At 68.3% G+C, this 19,559-nt stretch carries 19 protein-coding genes; 10 read left to right on the top strand and 9 right to left on the bottom strand.

Features of this window, described 5'->3' with window-relative positions:
* Positions 1–2,735 (bottom strand): aconitate hydratase AcnA (gene acnA, locus QLQ86_RS02415; protein WP_282815805.1); only part of this gene is annotated, 2,735 nt, incomplete at its 3' end.
* A gap of 184 nt (positions 2,736–2,919) precedes the next feature.
* Between acnA and QLQ86_RS02420 the strand changes: the two genes are divergently transcribed.
* Together QLQ86_RS02420 and trxB are read left to right on the top strand one after the other, a co-directional pair.
* A complete protein-coding gene (locus QLQ86_RS02420; protein WP_282734154.1) occupies positions 2,920–3,129 on the top strand; it encodes a CPXCG motif-containing cysteine-rich protein in 210 nt (69 codons plus the stop codon).
* A gap of 147 nt (positions 3,130–3,276) precedes the next feature.
* Positions 3,277–4,227, top strand: a complete 951-nt coding sequence (trxB, locus tag QLQ86_RS02425; RefSeq protein WP_282734155.1) for a thioredoxin-disulfide reductase — start codon at positions 3,277–3,279, stop codon at positions 4,225–4,227.
* Positions 4,228–4,475: 248 nt separating this feature from the next.
* On the opposite strand, the gene QLQ86_RS02430 is transcribed toward trxB, so the two are convergent.
* A complete protein-coding gene (locus QLQ86_RS02430; protein ID WP_282815806.1) occupies positions 4,476–4,721 on the bottom strand; it encodes a SlyX family protein in 246 nt (81 codons plus the stop codon).
* A 101-nt stretch (positions 4,722–4,822) separates the two neighbouring features.
* On the opposite strand from QLQ86_RS02430, the gene QLQ86_RS02435 reads away from it, so the two are divergent.
* Positions 4,823–5,287, top strand: coding sequence for a cold-shock protein (locus QLQ86_RS02435; RefSeq protein WP_106231396.1), 465 nt, complete (start codon positions 4,823–4,825; stop codon positions 5,285–5,287).
* Between the two features lie 73 nt (positions 5,288–5,360).
* On the opposite strand, the gene QLQ86_RS02440 is transcribed toward QLQ86_RS02435, so the two are convergent.
* From QLQ86_RS02440 to map, 7 genes are all read right to left on the bottom strand, one after another.
* Entirely contained in the window at positions 5,361–5,747 is a 387-nt protein-coding gene (locus QLQ86_RS02440; RefSeq protein ID WP_282734157.1) for a hypothetical protein, read from the bottom strand.
* 7 nt (positions 5,748–5,754) lie between these two features.
* Positions 5,755–6,927 carry a succinyl-diaminopimelate desuccinylase gene (dapE, locus tag QLQ86_RS02445; protein ID WP_282734158.1) on the bottom strand — a complete coding sequence of 391 codons (1,173 nt, stop codon included), beginning with the start codon at positions 6,925–6,927 and terminating at the stop codon, positions 5,755–5,757.
* Positions 6,914–7,939: a 2,3,4,5-tetrahydropyridine-2,6-dicarboxylate N-succinyltransferase gene (gene dapD / locus QLQ86_RS02450; protein ID WP_282734159.1), complete on the bottom strand. Its 1,026-nt coding sequence runs from the start codon at positions 7,937–7,939 to the stop codon at positions 6,914–6,916. Before dapD ends, dapE begins: the two co-directional genes overlap by 14 nt.
* A gap of 45 nt (positions 7,940–7,984) precedes the next feature.
* Positions 7,985–8,323 (bottom strand): arsenate reductase, encoded by a 339-nt coding sequence (locus tag QLQ86_RS02455; protein ID WP_282734160.1) that lies wholly within the window; start codon positions 8,321–8,323, stop codon positions 7,985–7,987.
* Complete coding sequence (gene dapC / locus QLQ86_RS02460; protein ID WP_282815807.1) at positions 8,323–9,522, bottom strand: succinyldiaminopimelate transaminase; 1,200 nt, start codon at positions 9,520–9,522, stop codon at positions 8,323–8,325. Before dapC ends, QLQ86_RS02455 begins: the two co-directional genes overlap by 1 nt.
* A 159-nt stretch (positions 9,523–9,681) precedes the next feature.
* Positions 9,682–12,363: a [protein-PII] uridylyltransferase gene (locus QLQ86_RS02465; RefSeq protein ID WP_282815808.1), complete on the bottom strand. Its 2,682-nt coding sequence runs from the start codon at positions 12,361–12,363 to the stop codon at positions 9,682–9,684.
* Positions 12,364–12,373: 10 nt separating this feature from the next.
* Positions 12,374–13,165: a type I methionyl aminopeptidase gene (gene map / locus QLQ86_RS02470; RefSeq protein ID WP_282815809.1), complete on the bottom strand. Its 792-nt coding sequence runs from the start codon at positions 13,163–13,165 to the stop codon at positions 12,374–12,376.
* A 283-nt stretch (positions 13,166–13,448) separates the two neighbouring features.
* On the opposite strand from map, the gene rpsB reads away from it, so the two are divergent.
* The 7 genes from rpsB (at position 13,449) to ispC (ending at position 19,535) form a co-directional block, all read left to right on the top strand.
* Entirely contained in the window at positions 13,449–14,195 is a 747-nt protein-coding gene (gene rpsB / locus QLQ86_RS02475; RefSeq protein WP_282734164.1) for a 30S ribosomal protein S2, read from the top strand.
* Positions 14,196–14,339: 144 nt separating this feature from the next.
* The gene (gene tsf, locus QLQ86_RS02480) at positions 14,340–15,209 is read left to right on the top strand and encodes a translation elongation factor Ts (RefSeq protein WP_106231404.1); all 870 of its coding nucleotides are present in this window, start codon (positions 14,340–14,342) and stop codon (positions 15,207–15,209) included.
* Positions 15,210–15,324: 115 nt separating this feature from the next.
* Complete coding sequence (gene pyrH, locus QLQ86_RS02485) at positions 15,325–16,092, top strand: UMP kinase (RefSeq protein WP_282734167.1); 768 nt, start codon at positions 15,325–15,327, stop codon at positions 16,090–16,092.
* 4 nt (positions 16,093–16,096) lie between these two features.
* A complete protein-coding gene (gene frr, locus QLQ86_RS02490; protein WP_282734168.1) occupies positions 16,097–16,654 on the top strand; it encodes a ribosome recycling factor in 558 nt (185 codons plus the stop codon).
* A gap of 118 nt (positions 16,655–16,772) precedes the next feature.
* Positions 16,773–17,561 (top strand): polyprenyl diphosphate synthase, encoded by a 789-nt coding sequence (gene uppS / locus QLQ86_RS02495; RefSeq protein WP_282734169.1) that lies wholly within the window; start codon positions 16,773–16,775, stop codon positions 17,559–17,561.
* Positions 17,554–18,354, top strand: coding sequence for a phosphatidate cytidylyltransferase (locus tag QLQ86_RS02500; RefSeq protein ID WP_282734170.1), 801 nt, complete (start codon positions 17,554–17,556; stop codon positions 18,352–18,354). The genes uppS and QLQ86_RS02500 overlap by 8 nt, the downstream gene beginning before the upstream one ends.
* Positions 18,351–19,535 carry a 1-deoxy-D-xylulose-5-phosphate reductoisomerase gene (ispC, locus tag QLQ86_RS02505; protein WP_282734171.1) on the top strand — a complete coding sequence of 395 codons (1,185 nt, stop codon included), beginning with the start codon at positions 18,351–18,353 and terminating at the stop codon, positions 19,533–19,535. Before QLQ86_RS02500 ends, ispC begins: the two co-directional genes overlap by 4 nt.
* The last annotated feature ends 24 nt before the right edge of the window (positions 19,536–19,559 follow it).

A 19,559-nucleotide genomic window follows, 5' to 3' on the forward strand; every position in this document is an offset into this window, starting at 1 on the left:
CCGATCATCTTGCGCAGCACGTAGTGGAGGATGCCGCCGTGGCGGTAGTACTCCAGCTCGTTGGCGGTATCGATGCGGCACAGCGCCTCGAGCGTCTTCTCGCCCTTGTCGGAGGCGATGGTCACCTTGACCTTGCCGCCCGGGGTGAGCTCACCGAGCCCCTCGATGGAGACCGTCTCGTCGCCGGTCAGGCACAGCGTCTTGCGGCTCTCGCCTTCCGGGAACTGCAGCGGGACCACGCCCATGCCGATCAGGTTGGAGCGGTGGATGCGCTCATAGGACTCGGCCAGTACCGCTCGCACGCCGAGCAGGCGGGTGCCCTTGGCGGCCCAGTCGCGGGAGGAGCCCGTGCCGTACTCCTTGCCGGCGATCACCACCAGCGGCGTCCCCTCCTGCTGGTACGTCATGGCGGCGTCGTAGATCGCCATCTGCTCACCGGAGGGCACATGGCGGGTCTCGCCGCCGACCACGCCATCGAGCATCTCGTTCCTGATGCGCACGTTGGCGAAGGTGCCGCGCATCATCACCTCGTGGTTGCCGCGACGCGACCCGTAGGAGTTGAAGTCCACCGGCTTCACGCCCCGCTCCTGAAGGTAGCGCCCGGCGGGGCTGTCGGGCTTGATGGCGCCGGCCGGCGAGATATGGTCGGTGGTCACGGAATCGCCCAGCATGGCGAGTACCCGGGCGTCCTTGACGTCCTCGATGGCGGGAGGCGTGCGTCCCATGCCCTCGAAGAAGGGGGGATGCTGGATGTAGGTGGAGTCCTTTGACCACTGGTAGACCTTGCTCTGCGGCACCTCGATGGCCTGCCAGACCTCGTCGCCGTCGAACACCTCGGCATACTGCTTGCGGAACATGGCGGTGTTGACCTGCTCCACGGCCTCGGCGATCTCCGCCTGGCTGGGCCAGAGGTCCCTGAGATAAACCGGCTTGCCGTGATGGTCGATGCCCAGGGGATCACGGGTCAGGTCGAGCTGGACGTTGCCGGCCAGGGCATAGGCCACCACCAGCGGCGGCGAGGCCAGCCAGTTGGTCTTGACCAGCGGGTGCACCCGGCCCTCGAAGTTGCGGTTGCCGGAGAGCACCGAGGCCACGGTCAGGTCGCCCTCCTCGATGGCCTCCTCGATGGGGCCCGCCAGGGGGCCGGAGTTGCCGATGCAGGTGGTGCAGCCATAGCCCACCAGGTTGAAGCCCAGGGCATTCAGGTCATCCTGCACACCGCCGGCGACCAGGTAGTCGGTGACCACCTTGGACCCCGGTGCCAGGGAGGTCTTCACCCAGGGCTTGGTGTGCAGGCCCTTCTCGCGGGCCTTCCGGGCCAGCAGGCCGGCGGCCATCATCACGCTGGGGTTGGAGGTGTTGGTGCAGGAGGTGATGGCGGCGATCACCACGGCCCCCGGATTCAGCCGGAAGGCCTCGCCGTCGAGGTCCACGTCCTTGCTGTCATGGTGTTCGTAGCTCTCCTCGACGCCCACGGCAGTCTGGCCGCCCTCGGACATCAGCTTGCCCTTCTCGGTGGTGGAGAGCGGCTTGCCGTCGTCCTCCATGACCTTGGCGAAGACCGACTTCATGTCCTTGAGCGCCACCCGGTCCTGGGGCCGCTTGGGGCCCGCCAGGCTGGCCTCGACCTCGGTCATGTCCAGCGCCAGGGTGTCGCTGAAGACCGGCTCGTCGCCGGGCTCGCGCCACAGCCCCTGGGCCTTGCTGTAGGCCTCCACCAGTGCCAGCTGGGCGTCCTCGCGGCCGGTGAGGCGCATGTAGGTCAGCGTCTCGTCGTCCACCGGGAAGAAGCCGCAGGTGGCGCCGTACTCCGGGGCCATGTTGGCGATGGTGGCGCGGTCGGCCAGCGGCAGGTCCTTGAGGCCATCGCCATAGAACTCGACGAACTTGCCCACCACGCCGTGATTGCGCAGCATCTGGGTCACCGTCAGCACCAGGTCGGTGGCGGTGATGCCCTCGCGCAGCTTGCCGGTGAGCTTGAAGCCCACTACCTCGGGAATCAGCATGGAGACCGGCTGGCCCAGCATGGCGGCTTCGGCCTCGATGCCGCCCACGCCCCAGCCGAGCACGCCCAGGCCGTTGATCATGGTGGTGTGGGAGTCGGTGCCCACCAGGGTATCCGGGTAGGCCAGCGTCCTGCCGTCCTGCTCTTTCGTCCAGACGGTCCTGCCCAGGTACTCGAGGTTGACCTGGTGGCAGATGCCGGTGCCGGGCGGCACCACGCGGAAGTTGTCGAAGGCCTGCTGGCCCCAGCGCAGGAACTCGTAGCGCTCGTGGTTGCGTTCCATCTCGATGGCCACGTTGTCCTTGAACGCCGTGGGGTTGCCGAACTTGTCGACCATCACCGAGTGGTCGATGACCAGGTCCACCGGCGACAGCGGGTTGATGCGGGCCGGATCCTCGCCGAGGGATTCCACCGCGGCGCGCATGGAGGCCAGGTCGACGACCCCGGGCACGCCGGTGAAGTCCTGCATCAGCACCCGCGCCGGGCGATAGCCGATCTCGCGGTCGGAGTGTCCCTGTTGCTGCCAGTCGACCAGCGCCTGCATGTCCTCGCGGGAGACGCTCTCGTCATCGGCGAAGCGCAGCTGGTTCTCCAGCAGGATCTTCAGGGTCTTGGGCAGGCGGTCGATGTTGCCCAGTGCGTCGGCGGCCTTCGCCAGGCTGTGGTAGTGGTAGGTCGTGCCGCCGGCGTCCAGCGTCTGCAGGGTATCCGGTGTGGACTCGTTGCTCATGCTGTCTGTCCTCCTTTCGCATCGCGGGGAGTGAGGGCACCATCCTGGCACCTTGCTGATGACATGGTCATGATAGTTGGCCTTTTCAAGCGCCGCCTGGGAGCGTGCCGATCGGGTGCCCTTGAAATGCCGGCCCCGCCCCCGCATATTGCTGCAATACGGCATGATGGTCACGGGAGGCCGGATGCACGAGGAAGAGCTCGAGTCGCGGGCAGTGCACTGCCCCTACTGCGATACGCCGTTCGAACTGCTGGTCGACCTCTCCCAGGGCAGCCATGCCACCTGGGAGGACTGCCCGCAGTGCTGTGCGCCGATCCAGCTGCGCATCGAGGTGTCGCCGGCCAGTGGCGAGCTGGTCTCCCTCGACCTGGGGCGTGATGACGATGTGCTCTAGCCCGGCACGACCCGCGAGATTCGGGCCTGGGCTCCGCCTCGCCTGACAGCATCCTAGCCCCGCGCCCTCGCCGCGGGCTGCGCCATGCCGGCTCGTGTCGGCATCGCCCAGTCCACTGCGCCATTCCCGACTCCACGAGGTCATTTCATGAGCGACGCGCGTCACGAACGCCTGATCATCCTGGGCTCCGGCCCCGCCGGTTACACCGCGGCCGTCTATGCGGCCCGCGCCAACCTGAAGCCCCTGCTGATCACCGGCATCCAGGCCGGCGGCCAGCTGACCACCACCACCGATGTGGACAATTGGCCAGGGGACGAGTCCGGCGTCCAGGGCCCCGAGCTGATGGAGCGCATGAAACGCCATGCCGAGCGCTTCGATACCGAGGTGCTCTTCGACCATGTCCACGAGGTGGAACTGCGCCAGCGCCCCTTCACGCTCAAGGGCGACAATGGCACCTACACCTGTGACGCCCTGATCATCGCCACTGGCGCCAGCGCCCGCTACCTGGGCCTCGAGTCGGAGCAGAAGTTCATGGGGCAGGGGGTCTCGGCCTGTGCGACCTGCGACGGTTTCTTCTACCGCAACCAGGAGGTGGTCGTGGTGGGCGGCGGCAATACCGCCGTGGAGGAGGCGCTCTACCTCTCCAACATCGCCTCGAAGGTGACCCTGGTGCACCGCCGGGACAGCCTGCGTGCCGAGAAGATCCTCCAGGACAAGTTGTTCGAGAAGGCCGAGAACGGCAACGTGGTGCTGGAGTGGAACCAGACCCTGGACGAGGTGCTGGGCGACAACAGCGGCGTGACCGGGGTGCGCCTCAAGTCCACCGTGGATGGCAGCACCCAGGAGATCGCGGCCCCGGGACTGTTCATCGCCATCGGCCACAGCCCCAACACCGGTATCTTCGAGGGCCAGCTCGAGATGGCCGGCGGCTATATCAGGGTCCAGTCCGGCCTCGACGGCAACGCCACCGCGACCAGCGTGCCGGGTGTGTTCGCCGCCGGCGACGTGATGGATCATGTCTACCGCCAGGCCGTGACTTCTGCCGGTACCGGCTGCATGGCCGCGCTGGACGCCGAGCGCTACCTGGACGAGCTGTAAGCGCCCTTCGGGCAGCGCCAAGCCGCAAGCGCCCAGCGCCAAGCGGACAAGGGCGGGCAGGGTTGTTGGTGCTGAAACAAGATTGACCCCGTTGGTGGTGAAAGCCAACGGGGTCAATTGTTGACACAAGCTAGGTGTCAGCGATCATTCTGCGGCGCTCGGCGCTCGGCGCTCGGCGCTCGGCGCTCGGCGCTCGGCGCTCGGCGCTCGGCGCTCGGCGCTCGGCGCTCGGCGCTCGGCGCTTGTGGCTAGTAGTGCGGCGGCAGCTCGTCCTCGGGGCGAGGCGTCGCCGTGTCGTTCTCCTGCAGCGCCCGTTGCTGGTCGCGCAGTCGTTCCTTCATCAGCGCATTGAGCCGCTCGAGGCGTGATAGTCGCTGCTCCTGGCCGGCCACGGCCGCGTCCAGGGTGTCGAGCCAGTGCTCCTGGTAGGCGATGCGGCTCTCCAGGGCCTCGAGGCGCCGTGCCAGCTCGGCAGGCGTCGTATCGGTGCTCATGGTAGAATCCTCGCGCTGGGTGTCGCCGTTCATCGTGGCACCTTCATGATCATGATGGTTTCTTCCTTCCTTTCACCCCGACAAGAGAGTTTTACAGGTCCATGAATCGAAAGGTCGTGTTTCGTTGCAGTCTCATCAGCCTGCTGCTGGCCGCGCCGGCCCCGCTGCTGATTGCCCTGTTCGTCCATCTCACCGGCGGCGTGCTGTCCCGTGAGCTGTTTTCCAGCCTCCAGGTCGGCGGCGTGGCCGTGGTCTATTTCGCCGCCGCCGCCGCGGTATTCCTGGTGCTGCTGGTCGCCACCCTGGCGGTCAACGCCCTGACGCCCCAGCTGGTCAACCTGGCCGAGGTCGAGGATGACGATCGCGAGATCGGCGAGGTCAAGTGGTTCAACGTCAACAAGGGGTACGGCTTCATTACCCGTGACGACGGGGAGGATGTCTTCGTGCACTTCCGTGCCATCCGCGGGCGGGGGCATCGTACCCTGGCCGAGGGGCAGAAGGTGCGCTACCACGTCATCCAGAACGAGCGGGGGCTGCAGGCCGACGACGTTACCGTCATCACCTGAATCCCTCGCGATCCGTCGCCCCGACGCCCCGCACGCTCTGGTAGAGTGCGCGGGGCGTTGTCGTTCCGGGGAATCACTGGCCGGAGTCGGGCCAGTCGATCGGCTGCTCGGTGCCGTCGGGCAGCACCTGCAGGAAACGGTCCGGGTCGTCGCCGGGCTGCCAGCCACCCAGCGAGCAGCGTACCTCGCAGCCCAGCCGGGCGGCGGCCTCCCGGGCACACGCCGTGTCGGTCGCCCAGGGCGTCTCGGGGCTGTCGAGCCACAGGCTGGCGAAGCCGTCGGCGGCCTTCTCCACCACCAGCACGGGCACCTCGCCGGCCGCCGCGTGGCCGAGGGTGCGCCACTGGCGCTTGCCGGCGGGCGAGAGCGGCCCGGCGCCGATGGCCTGCCGGAGCCAGGCATCCAGACGCGCGATGTCGCAGTGGGCCAGGTAGATCTCGATATCGGGATAGGATTGCATGGGCGCCTCAGGGCCGTGCCGTGCCGTTGACGAAGAGTCTGGCGAGAATCGCCTCATAGACCCGGCTGAGGTCGTCGAGATCCGAGGCCAGCACTCGCTCGTTGACCTGGTGGATGGTGGCGTTGCAGGGGCCAAGCTCGACCACCTGGCTGCCCAGGGTGGCGATGAAGCGCCCGTCGGACGTGCCACCGGCGGTGGAAAGCTCGGGGCGGTGTCCCAGGGCATCCTCGACGCCGGTGACGGCGGCCTCCACGAGTTCGCCCTCGGCGGTGAGGAAGGGGTCGCCGTTGAGCGTCCAGTCCAGGTGATAGTCGAGGCCATGGGCCTCCAGCAGTGCCTCGGTGCGTTGCTTCAGCTGCTCATGGGTCACCTCGGTGGAGAAGCGGAAGTTGAATACCACCTCGACGTCGCCGGGGATGACGTTGGTGGCGCCGGTCCCCGCGCGGATATTGGAGACCTGGAAGCTGGTGGCGGGGAAGAAGGCGTTGCCGGCGTCCCAGTGCTCCCGCGCCAGGGCGTCCAGCGCCGGCAGCGCCTGGTGGATGGGGTTGCGCGCCAGGTGCGGGTAGGCCACGTGGCCCTGGATGCCCCTGATGTGCAGCACCCCGCCCAGCGAGCCGCGTCGACCGTTCTTGATCACGTCCCCGAGGCGGTCGGTGGAGGAGGGCTCGCCGACGATGCAGTAGTCGAGCCGCTCGTGGGCCTCGCGCAGGTGCTCGACCACGGCCCGGGTGCCATCCACCGCCGGTCCCTCCTCGTCGGAGGTGATCAAAAAGCCGATGCGCCCGTGGTGGTCCGGATGAGCCGCGACGAAGCGCTCCACCGCGGTGACCATCGCCGCCAGGCTGCCCTTCATGTCGGCGGCGCCTCTGCCCCGCAGCATGCCCGCCTCATCGATGCACGGCTCGAAGGGCGGGAAGTCCCAGCGGGTATGGGGGCCGCTGGGGACCACGTCGGTGTGCCCGGCGAAGGCCAGCAGTGGCCCATGGTGGCCGCGGGTCGCCCAGACGTTCTCCACGTCGCCGAAGGGCAGGCGCTCGACCCGGAAGCCGAGCGCCTCGAGGCGCTCGACCATCAGGTCCTGGCAGCCCAGGTCATCCGGGGTCACCGAGGGGCGCCGGATGAGCTCGAAGGCCAGCGCCAGGGTCGGGGAGAGCGCGGGCGGCTCAATTGTTGGCATGCAGCGCCTCATTGAGCGCGATGGCGCTCTTGTTGGTGAGGCACTCGATGCGCCCGTTCTGCGAGTTGCGGCGCAGCAGCAGGTCGTCCTGGCCGGCCAGTTCGCGGGCGGCCACGGTCTTGACCTCCTGGCCCTGGTCGTCGAGCAGGGTGACCTTGGCACCGGCGGTAATGTAGAGGCCGGCCTCCACGGTGCAGCGGTCGCCCAGCGGGATGCCGATGCCGGCATTGGCGCCGATCAGGCAGCCCTCGCCCACCTTGATGACGATGTTGCCGCCGCCGGAAAGGGTGCCCATGGTGGAGCAGCCACCACCGAGGTCCGAGCCCTTGCCGACCATCACGCCAGCGGAGATGCGACCCTCGATCATGCCCGGCCCCTCGGTGCCGGCGTTGAAGTTGACGAAGCCCTCGTGCATCACCGTGGTGCCCTCGCCGAGGTAGGCGCCCAGGCGCACCCGGGCGGTGTCGCCGATGCGTACGCCGCCGGGCACAACGTAGTCGGTCATCTTGGGGAACTTGTCGACGCAGTCCACGGAGAGCGGACGCCCTTCCAGGCGGGCCTTGAGACGGCGGGCCGGCAACTCCTCGATGTCGATCGCCCCCTCACTGGTCCAGGCGATGTTGCGCAGCAGGCCGAACATGCCGGTGAGGTCCAGGCCGTGGGGCTTCACCAGGCGGTGGGAGAGCAGGTGCAGCTTGAGGTAGACCTCCGGGGCGCTCTGGGGCGGGGTGTCCACGTCCAGGAACATGGCCACCAGCGGGCGCCGGCTCGCGGCCAGGGTCTCGGCCAGTTCGGCCTGCTCCTCGTGGCCGGCGGCCTTCAGCGCGCCGGCCAGCTCGCCGCACTGCTCGGGCAGGAAGCTGACCGCGGCGTTGCCGTCGGGGGCATCGAGCACCTTGGCGGCAGCGGCCACCAGGCCGGCGTCGGGGTCGAGCAGCGGGGCCGGATAGTAGATCTCCAGCCAGTCGCCCTGGGTATTCTGGGTGCCGATTCCGAGTGCAAAGCTCAGCATGGGGGTGGTGTCCTCTGGAAGCGTAGGGGAGGGCCCGGGTGGGCCCTAGAGTGAGTCGTAGTCGCCGTCGCGGTAGCCGACGAGGATCTCGTCGCCGGTATCGAGCAGCGGGCGCCTGAGCAGGGTAGGGTGGGCCAGCATCAGCTCGCGGGCCTTGTTGGCGTCGATGTCGGCCTTCTCCTCGTCATCGAGCTCCCGCCAGGTGGTACTGCGCCTGTTGAGCACCTCCATGACCGGCACGCGGTGCAGGATGTGCTCCAGCAGCGGGGCCGAGAGGCCGTCCTCGCGCAGGTCATGGACCTGGTAGGGGATGCCCTTGCCATCCAGGGCCTTGCGGGCGCGGCGACAGGTGTCGCAGTTCTTGATCACATAGAGCGTCAGCATCAGGAACTCCTCTCGATGAAGCGACGGATGCGCCAGGCGGCTTCCACCGTGGCCGCCGTATCGGCGACCAGCGCCAGGCGTAGCCGGCCGCTGCCGGGGTTGGTGCCGGTGCTGCCGACCCGGCCCATGTAGCTGCCGGGCAGCACGCTGACGTTCGCCTCGGCATGGAGCGCGCGGGTGAAGGCCTCGTCGTCCCCGCCGGGCACCGCCGGCCACAGGTAGAAGCTCGCCTCGGGGGCGGGGAAGTCCAGCACCGGGGCGAGGACCTCGGTCACCGCGGCGAACGTCTCGCGGTAGGCGTCGCGGTTGGCGCGCACGTGGGCCTCGTCGTTCCAGGCGGTGATCGAGGCCTGCTGAACGGGCAGCGACATGGCGCAGCCGTGGTAGGTGCGATAGCGCCGGAACGGGGCGATGAGCTCGGCGTCGCCGGCCACGAACCCGGAGCGCAGCCCCGGCAGGTTGGAGCGCTTTGAGAGCGAGTGGAACACCAGGCAGCGTCGGTAGTCGTGGCGGCCGAGGCGCGCGCAGGCCTCGAGCAGCCCCGGGGGTGGAGCGGCCTCGTTCAGGTAGAGCTCCGAGTAGCACTCGTCCGAGGCGATCAGGAAGTCGTGTTCATCCGCCAGAGCGATGAGCTTCTCGAACTCGGCCAACGGCGTGACCGCCCCGCTGGGATTGGCCGGCGAGCAGAGGAACACCAGCTGGACGTCGCGCCAGGTCTCGGCGGGCACGCTGTCCAGGTCCGGCCGGAAGCCGCTCTCGGCCGTGCCGTCCAGGTAGAGCGGCTGTCCGCCGGCGAGCAGGGTGGCCCCCTCGTAGATCTGGTAGAAGGGGTTGGGCATCGCCACGCCGGCCGGGCGGGTGCGGTCGAGCGCCGCCTGGACGAAGGCGAAGATCGCCTCCCGGGTGCCGTTCACCGGCAGCACCTGGCGGTCGGCGTCGAGGCCGGCCAGGGCGAAGCGTCGCATCGCCCAGCCGGCGATCGCCGCGCGCAGCTCGCTCGTCCCGGCGGTGGCCGGGTAGCGGGCGAAGTCCTGGCGGTGGGCCGTGAGCGCCTCGAGGGCCGCCGCGAAGGGCGCATGCTGCGGCTCGCCGATGGTCAGCGAGATAGGCGCCAGTCCCTCGGGCGGCGTCACGCCGGCCTTGAGGGCGGCGAGCTTCTCGAAGGGGTAGGGCTTGAGGGCGTCGAGGTCGGGGTTCATGGGTGTCCAGATGCGCCTGGGACAGAAGCAAGCGTCCGGCGTCGTTGTCGGTGATGGCCCGCGTGCCGGCGGCGGCGCGCGGGCGGGCAGGGCGTCGATTATAGGGAAGCCCCGGGGCGGCCTCAAACGCCGGCCCGCCCTCGTGCCCGGTGGTCGGCGTCAGCCGGGGATGGCCAGGACCTCGATGAGGCGCTCGCGCAGGCGCTGCTGGCGCTGCGGGTCGATGAGCGGCGCACCGGCCTTGTCGGTGATGAAGAAGACGTCCTCGACCCGCTCGCCCAGGGTGGCGATCTTGGCCGCCGACAGCGCGATGTCCTGTTCCATGAAGATGCGGCCCACCCGGGCCAGCAGGCCGGGGCGGTCGGGCGCGACGAGCTCGAGCAGGGTGCGTTCGTTGGCCGGGTCCTGCTCGATGCTGACCTCGGTGGGCACGCGGAAGTGCTTGAGCTGACGCGGGGTGTGCCGGGTGACGATCTGCGGATAGTCGTCCGGGTCGTCGAGCTCCTCCACCAGGTGGCGGCGGATCTCCTCGATGCGCTCGCGGTCGCGGATCGCCTGGCCGTGGTCGTCCAGCACGATGAAGGTGTTCAGCGTCCAGTCGTTGCTGGAAGTGGCGATGCGGGCATCGTGGATCGACAGCCCCAGCTGGTCCATGGCGGCGGCGGTGGCGGCGAAGAGGTCGTCCACCGAGCGGGTGTGGATGAAGACCTTGGTGCCGCCCTCGGCCATGTCGTCGGTGGGGGCGTTGATCAGGATCAGCGGCAGCTGGCTGTCGCCGTGGTCGAGGATGCCCTGGGTCTGCCAGACGATCTCGCTGGGCGCGTACTGCAGGAAGTAGTCCTCGCCCAGCGACTCCCAGAGCCGGTCGACCCGGGCCATGTCGGCGCCCACCGAGGCCAGCAGGGAGTGGGCCTCGCTGCGCGTTTCCTGCACCCAGTCGTCGCGCTCCAGGGGGTTCTCGAGGCCGCGGCGCAGGGCGCGCTTGGTCTCGCCGTGCAGCTGGCGCAGCAGCGAGGCCCGCCAGCCGTTCCACAGGGTCGGGTTGGTGGCGTTGATGTCGGCCACCGTCAGCACGTAGAGGTAGTCGAGTCTCGTCTCGTCGCCGACCAGGCGGGCGAACTCGGCGATCACGTCGGGGTCGGTGATGTCGCGCTTCTGGGCGACCATGGACATCATCAGGTGGTGCTCCACCAGCCAGCTCACCAGGCGCGTGTCGCGGCTGGAAAGCCCGTGGCGCTCGCAGAAGGCCTCGGCATCCCGGGCACCGAGGGTCGAGTGGTCGCCGCCGCGCCCCTTGCCGATGTCGTGGTAGAGGCCGGCGATCCACAAGAGCTCCAGCTTGGGCAGCTGGTGGATCAGGTTGGCGGCGACCGGGAACTCCTCCTTCGCCTCGGGCTTGCGGAAGCCGTGGATGCACTTGAGCAAGCGCAGCGTATGGGCGTCCACCGTGTAGATGTGGAAGAGGTCATGCTGCATCAGCCCCACCGCCTGGCCGAACTCGGGCAGGTACTTGCCGAGCACCCCATAGCGGTTCATGCGCCGCAGCTGGCGGGCCACGTTGCCGCCCGAGCGCAGCAGGGCCATGAACAGGCTCTGGTGGCGAAGGTCGTCGCGATAGAGGTCATCGATCTGGTGGCGGTGGTCGCGGATCAGGCGGATGGTGTCGGCACGCACCCCCTCGATCTCCGGGTGCTCGGCCATCAGCAGGAAGAGCTCGAGGAGTGCCGAGGGGCGCCGGCGGAAGACATGGCGCGAGCGGGCCTGGATATACCCCCCCTTGATCTCGAAGCGCTCGTTGAGGGGCACGGTGGTGAGCGCCTCGCCGGCGTGCAGGATCGCCTCGTCGAAGTGCTGCAGCAGCATGTCGTTGAGCCCGGCCAGCGCCGTGACATGGCGATAGTAGCGCTTCATGAACTGCTCCACGGCCAGGCGCTCCGGGGTGTCGCGATAGCCGAACAGCTCGGCGATGGTGCGCTGGTGGTCGAACAGCAGGCGGTCCTCGGCGCGGTCGGTGAGCATGTGCAGGGCGTAGCGCACCTGCCACAGGAAGGCCTGGCCCTGGCTGAGGATGCGCAGCTCCGGATCGTTCATGAAGCCGCCGGCGACCAGGTCCTCGTAGCGCTGGGTGCCGAAGTGGCGCTTGGCCACCCAGCCGATCATCTGGATGTCGCGCAGCCCGCCCGGCGAGCTCTTGATGTTGGGCTCGAGGTGGTACTCGGAGTTGTTGTAGCGGTAGTGACGGCTGATCTGCTCCTGCCACTTGGCCTCGAAAAAGCGGTCCGCCGGCCACAGCCGGTCGGTGGACAGGCGTGCCTGCATCGCCTCGCGCAGGTGCTCGGGCCCGGCCAGGGTACGGGTCTCGAGCAGGTTGGTGATCACCGTCACGTCGGCCTCGGCCTCGCGCTCGCAGTCGGCGAGCGAGCGCACGCTGTGGCCGATCTCCAGGCCGATGTCCCACAGGAAGGTGATGAAGGCCGTCAGCGGCTCGCGATACGGCATGTCGTCGTCCTGCTCGAGCAGCAGCAGCAGGTCGATGTCGGAGTGGGGATGCAGCTCGCCGCGGCCGTAGCCGCCCACGGCGAGCAGCGCCACCCCGTCGTCGGGCCAGTCGTGCTGCTCCCAGGCGATGGCCAGCAGGCGGTCCAGGCACCAGGCCCGGCCGTGCACCAGGTCGCGGATGTCGGCACCGGCGCGGAAGCGCTCGTCGAGGCGGGCCTGGATGCCACGCAGTGCCGCCTTGAAGGGGGCGATCGGCGAGCGCTCGCCGGCGAGCTCGGCGCGGAAGGCGTCGACAGCGAAGAGGCTGTCGTCGGGGACGAAACGGTAGTGGTGCAGGAGCATGGCGATCGACTCAGCGGTCGAGGAAGGAGAGGTCTTCGTCGTGGCGGGCGGTGAGCACCTCCACCCCCGTCGCGGTGACCAGCAGGGTGTGCTCCCACTGGGCGGTCAGGCTCCTGTCCTTGGTCACGGCGGTCCAGCCGTCGCGCAGTACCTTGGTGCGATGGTCGCCGACGTTGATCATCGGCTCGATGGTGAAGCACATGCCTTCCTCGAGGGCGATGTCGGCCTCGGGGGCATAGCCGTCGTAGTGCAGGATCTGGGGATCCTCGTGGAAGCCGGCGCCGATACCGTGCCCGCAGAAGTCACGCACCACCGAGTAGCCGTTGGCCTCGGCGTGGGACTGGATGGCGCGGGCCAGTTCCGAGAGGTGTACGCCCGGGCGCACCAGGGCGATGCTGCGGTAGAGGCACTCCTGGGTGACCCGGCAGAGGCGCTCGCCCTGGATGGTCTCGCCGATGATGAACATCATGCTGGAGTCGCCGTGATAGCCGTCGGCGGTCTTCACGGTGATGTCGATGTTCATGATGTCGCCCTTCTTGAGCTTCTTGGCGTCATCGGGGATGCCGTGGCAGACCACGTGGTTGATCGAGGTGCAGATCGACTTGGGGAAGCCGTGATAGTCGAGCGGCGCCGGGGTGGAGCCCAGTTCGTCGACGATATAGTCGTGGCAGAGCCGGTCCAGCTCGCCGGTGCTCACGCCGGCCTTGACGTGGGGGATGATCATTTCGAACACGCTGGCGGCCTGGCGGCCCGCCTCGCGCATCTTCTCGATCTCGTCGGGCGTCTTGATGGGTACGTTCATGGAATCTCGAATCAGGGGTGGTGTCGCCCGAGGGACGGCGGGCTCGAGCATCGGACGACTTCATCTCGGAGGCCATCCATGGTATAAAGCTGCGCGCTTTCCTGCAATCGCGGAGCCCTGTCGACCCGTCGGCGCCTCGGCGAAGCCCGGGAAGTGCGCTCAATCAATGCAATGCCTTGAAATCACACATGCACCGTCACATGGTCCCGGGTGCTGCCGGTTGCTCCGGCGGTCGGATCCATGGGGTGCGTGGAGGCCTAACCCGATTTTCCAGGAGTCATCCATGGCACACGTCAACATGCGTGACCTGCTGAAGGCAGGCGCTCACTTCGGTCACCAGACCAAGTACTGGAACCCAAAGATGAGCAAGTTCATCTTCGGCGCTCGCAACAAGATCCACATCATCAACCTCGAGCACACCCTGCCGGCCCTCAACGAGGCCATCGATGTGGTCGAGAAGATGGCAGCGGCCAACAACAAGATCCTGTTCGTCGGCACCAAGCGCAGCGCGAGCAAGATCATCAAGGAAGAGGCCAACCGCGTCGGCCAGCCGTTCGTCAACCATCGCTGGCTCGGCGGCATGCTGACCAACTACAAGACCATCCGCGTCTCCATCAAGCGCCTGCGCGACCTCGAGACCATGCACGAGGACGGCACCTTCGAGAAGCTGACCAAGAAGGAAGTGCTGATGGCGACCCGCGAGCAGGACAAGCTCGAGCGGTCCGTGGGTGGCATCAAGGAAATGGGCGGCCTGCCCGATGCCCTGTTCGTGATCGACGTCGACCATGAGCGCATCGCCATCAACGAGGCGAACAAGCTGGGCATCCCGGTCATCGGCGTGGTGGACACCAACTCCGATCCCGACGGCGTCGACTATGTGATCCCGGGCAACGATGACTCCATCCGCGCGATCCAGATCTACGTCAAGGCCATCGCCGACGCCTGCGCCCGCGCGAAGGAAGGTCGTCCCGACGAGTTCGTCGAGGTCACCGAAGCCGAAGAGAGCCAGAGCGACGCGGCCGCCGAGTGATCGTCGGCCCGCCTGGGCCGGTCGCCGTGCCGCCACCCCCACTCCGGTGGCGGCCCGCCGGACAGGCGCAAGGGGGCCCAGGCCCCCTTTCTTCTCTTCTTTTCCGCTACCCATTCCAGGTCGAACCATTCAGAGGACACTACCATGGCAGCTATCAGCGCCTCCCAGGTCAAGGAACTGCGCGAGCGCACCGGGCTCGGCATGATGGAGTGCAAGAAGGCACTCACCGAGACCGATGGTGACATCGAGCAGGCCATCGAGAACCTGCGCAAGAACTCCGGCCTCAAGGCCGCCAAGAAGGCCGGCCGCACCGCCGCCGAGGGCACCGTGGTCACCCGCGTGGCCGAGGACGGCAGCTATGGCGTGATGGTCGAGATCAACTCCGAGACCGACTTCGTCGCCCGTGACGACAACTTCAAGGCGTTCGCCGAGAAGATCGCCGATGCCTTCTTCGCCGCCAAGAGCGAGGACGTGGCCGCCGTCATGGACGGCGAGCTCGAGACCGCCCGCGAGCAGCTGGTGCAGAAGATCGGCGAGAACATCGGCGTGCGTCGCAGCGTCGTGGTCGAGGCCGGTGACGGCAACCTGGTCGGCGAGTACGTCCACGGCGGCCGCATCGGCGTGCTGACCGTGCTCAAGGGCGGCAACGCCGAGGTGGCCAAGGACGTCGCCATGCACGTCGCCGCCATCAACCCGGCGGTGGCCCGTCCCGAGGACATGCCCCAGGAGCAGCTGGACGCCGAGAAGGCGATCATCCTGGCCCAGCCCGACATGGCCGGCAAGCCCGAGCAGATCGCCGAGAAGATGGTCCAGGGCCGCCTGAAGAAGTACCTTGCCGAGAACAGCCTGACCGAGCAGCCCTTCGTCAAGAACCCGGACCAGTCCGTGGCCGAGTTCGTCAAGGCGGCCGGCGGCGAGGTGGTCGGCTTCACCCGTTTCGAGGTGGGCGAGGGCATCGAGAAGGAAGAGGTCGACTTCGCCAAGGAAGTGATGGAACAGGCCAAGCGCAGCTGAGGTCGCAGGTTCCAGTGTGACGATGGCGTGCGCGCGAGCGCACGCCTTCGCGTATCCGGCCGGTGAATCCGGCCATCCACCAGGTCCCATGCGTCGAGAACCCGGGAGACACCCCATGACCAGTGCCGATCACCCCGCCCCCAGCAAGCCCGAGAAGACCCGCGCCGAGGTGTCCAAGTACAAGCGTATCCTGCTCAAGCTCTCCGGCGAGGCCCTGACCGGCGATGCCGAGTTCGGCATAGACCCCAAGGTACTGGATCGCCTGGCGCTGGAGATCGGCCAGCTGGTGGGGATCGGCGTCCAGGTCGGCATCGTCGTCGGCGGCGGCAACCTCTTTCGCGGGGCGGCCCTGCACGAGGCGGGCATGGACCGGGTCACCGGTGACCACATGGGCATGCTGGCCACGGTGATGAATGCCCTGGCCATGCGCGATGCCCTGGAGCGCTCCAACATCCGCTCGCGGGTGATGTCGGCGATTCCGATGAGTGGCGTGGTGGAGCATTACGACCGCCGTACCGCCATCCGCTACCTGACGTCCGGCGACGTGGTACTGTTCTCGGCCGGCACCGGCAATCCCTTCTTCACCACGGACTCCGCGGCCTGCCTGCGCGGCATCGAGATCGACGCCGACGTGGTGGTGAAGGCCACCAAGGTGGATGGGGTCTACGACAAGGACCCGGTCAAGCACTCGGATGCGGTCAAGTACGAGCAGCTGTCCTATGATGACGCGCTCGACCAGAAGCTCGGGGTGATGGATTTGACCGCCATCTGCCTGGTGCGGGACCATGACATGCCGGTGCGGGTCTTCAACATGAACAAGCCGGGTGCCCTGCTGAACCTGGTGGTGGGTGGCAAGGAAGGCACGCTGATTGACAGAGGGTGAGACAGTGATCGACGACATCAAGAAGGATGCGCAGAGTCGCATGAAGAAGAGCCTCGAGGCCCTTCACCAGAACTTCAACAAGATCCGTACCGGTCGGGCGCACTCCAGTATCCTGGATGCGGTGACCGTGGACTACTACGGCGGCCAGGTGCCGCTCAACCAGGTGGCCTCGATCAACGTCGAGGACGCCAGGACCCTGAGCGTGGTGCCCTGGGAGCAGCAGATGGTGCCCAAGATCGAGAAGGCCATCATGACCTCCGATCTCGGCCTCAACCCGGCGAGCGCCGGCAACGTGATCCGCGTGCCCATGCCGATGCTCACCGAGGAGACCCGCAAGGGCTACATCAAGCAGGCCCGCCAGGAGGCCGAACACGCCCGGGTGGCGGTGCGCAACGTGCGCCGCGATGCCAACGGTGATCTCAAGTCGCTGCTCAAGGAGAAGGAGATCACCGAGGACGAGCAGCACCAGGCCGAGGAGGCCATCCAGAAGCTCACCGACAGCATCATCGCCGAGATCGACAAGGCGCTGGAGTCCAAGGAACACGACCTGATGCAGGTCTGATGACGGCGGGCGGCACCGGCGAACGGCGCCGCCGGCGACGGATCGCCCCTCGGCGAACCGCGGGCAAGGCGTCCGCGGTTCGACGGCCTTCATGCTCTTACCCGCCATGCGAGACATCATGACGTCACCGCAGTCTCCCCGCTCCGGGGTCACCCCCGACGACGGGCCCACCGCCGGCGAGGCCCCCCTGCCGCGCCACGTGGCCATCATCATGGACGGCAACAACCGCTGGGCGAGGGCGCGTGGCATGTCCGGCGTGCGTGGCCACCATGCCGGCGTCGAGGCGGTACGCGCCGTCATCCGCCGCGCCGCCGAGCGCGGCATCGAGACCCTCACGCTGTTCGCCTTCTCCAGCGAGAACTGGAAGCGGCCCGCCAGCGAGGTCAATGCCCTGATGGAGCTCTTCCTCATGGCGCTCAAGCGCGAGGTCAAGAAGCTTCACCGGCACGGCATCCGCCTGTCGGTGATCGGTGACCGCAGCGGCTTCTCCTCCTCGATCCAGAAACACATCGCCGGCGCCGAGGCGCTGACGCGGGACAATACCGGCCTGCACCTGGTGATCGCGGCCAATTACGGGGGGCGCTGGGATATCGCCGGTGCCGCCCGTCGCCTGGCCGAGCGGGTCGCCGCCGGCGAGCTCGATCCCGAGGAGGTCGACGAGCAAGCCCTCGACGAGGAGGTGAGCCTGTCCGGCGATGCGCCGGTGGATCTGTGCATCCGCACCAGCGGCGAGCAGCGCATCTCCAACTTCCTGCTCTGGCAGATGGCCTATGCCGAGCTCCATTTCACTCCCGTGTTGTGGCCCGACTTCGATGGCGCCGCCTTCGACCGTGCACTGGCCGACTTCCAGGGGCGTCAGCGGCGCTTCGGCATGACCGACGAACAGGTCGAGGCACAGGGTGCTTAGACAACGGATCCTCACCGCGGCCTGGCTGATTCCCCTGGCCCTGTTCGGGCTGTTCGGCCTAGAGGGCGAGGGGTTCCGGCTGTTCACCGCCGCCATCGTGCTGCTCGCCGCCTGGGAATGGGCCAACCTCGCCGGCATCACCTCGCCGGGCCGTCGCCTGCTCCCGGTGGCGGGCCTCGCCGTGCTGATGGCGCTCTGCTGGGCGACCGGCGTCGTGCTGTCGACCTGGCCGCTGTGGCTCGGCGCGCTGGGCTGGCTGGTCAACCTCTACTGGGTGACCGGCTACCCCGCGCGTCTCGCGCAGTGGCAGTCGACCGGCATGCGCCTGGCCATGGGGCTCTGGGTGCTGCTGCCGACCTGGGTGGGCTTCAGCGTGCTGCGCGAGGGCGGTGTCGTCTGGCTGCTCTTCGTGCTGCTGCTGGTGTGGGGCGCCGACATCGGCGCCTACTTCGTCGGTCGGGCCCTCGGCCGACACAAGCTGGCCCCCAGCGTCAGCCCCGGCAAGACCTGGGAGGGCGTGGCCGGGGGCCTGGCCTCCACTTCGCTGCTGGCGGTCGGCTTCGCCGCCTGGCAGGGCCTCGGCGTCGCCGGTGGCCTGCTGTTGCTGCTGGCGACGGCGGTGGTGACCCTGGCCTCGGTGCTGGGCGACCTGCTCGAGAGCATGCTCAAGCGCCATCGCGGGATCAAGGACTCCAGCCGGCTGCTGCCGGGTCACGGTGGGGTGCTCGACCGGGTCGACAGCCTGACCGCGGCGGTGCCGCTGTTCGCCCTGCTGCACGGGGGGCTGCTGTGACACCGCGTCGCGTGACCGTGCTGGGCGCCACCGGCTCCATCGGCTCCAGTACCCTGGACGTGCTCGGCCGTCATCCGGAACGCTACCGGGTGCATGCCCTGACCGCCCACCGCTCACGGGAGGCGCTGCTGGCCCAGTGCCGGCGCCACCGGCCGGCGGTGGCCGTGCTCGACGCCGAGGAGGATGCCGCCTGGCTGCGCGGGCAACTGGCCGAGGCGGGGCTCGCCACCACCGAGGTGCGGGCCGGCCGCGAGGCGCTGGTCGAGGTGGCCGAGGCCCGCGAGGTGGATACCGTGATGTCGGCCATCGTCGGCGCCGCCGGCCTGCTGCCGACGCTGGCCGCGGTGAAGGCCGGCAAGCGGGTCCTGCTGGCCAACAAGGAGGCCCTGGTGATGTCCGGGGCGCTGTTCATGGACGCCGTCACGCGCCATGGCGCCACCCTCCTGCCCATCGATTCCGAACATAATGCCATCTTCCAGTGTCTACCCGTCGAGCACCGCGGTGGCCTGGGGCGCCATGGGGTGAGGCAACTGCTGCTGACCGCCTCGGGCGGTCCCTTCCGTGGCTGGTCGCGGGATGACCTGGCCCGCGTGACCCCGGACCAGGCCTGTGCCCACCCCAACTGGTCCATGGGGCGCAAGATCTCGGTGGACAGCGCCACCCTGATGAACAAGGGACTCGAGCTGATCGAGGCGTGCTGGCTCTTCGAGGCCCGTCCCGACCAGGTCCAGGTGGTGGTGCACCCCCAGAGCGTGATCCACTCCATGGCGGCCTACAGCGACGGCTCGGTGATTGCCCAGCTGGGCAACCCGGACATGCGGACCCCCATCGCCTACGGCCTTGCCTGGCCCGAGCGCATCGACGCCGGGGTGGAGGCGCTGGACCTCTTCCAGGTCGCGCGGCTCGACTTCGAGCCCGCCGACGAGACGGCCTTTCCCTGCCTGCGCCTGGCCCGGGAGGCCATGGCCGCAGGCGGCACGGCACCGGCGGTGCTCAATGCCGCCAACGAGGTGGCGGTGGAGGCCTTCCTGGCCGGCCGCCTCGGCTTCACCGATATCGCAGAGCTGGTGGCCCGGGTGCGTGATGAGCGCCCGGTCGTGCCGGCGGGGGACCTCGAGACCATCCTCGAGGCCGATGTTATCGCCCGGCGGGCGGCACACGCCTGGCTGGCGCGGCAATGATGCGCGCGCCTCGACGCTGTTGAC

The organism is Halomonas rhizosphaerae, from assembly GCF_030012485.1.
Taxonomy (GTDB): Bacteria; Pseudomonadota; Gammaproteobacteria; order Pseudomonadales; family Halomonadaceae; genus Halomonas; species Halomonas rhizosphaerae.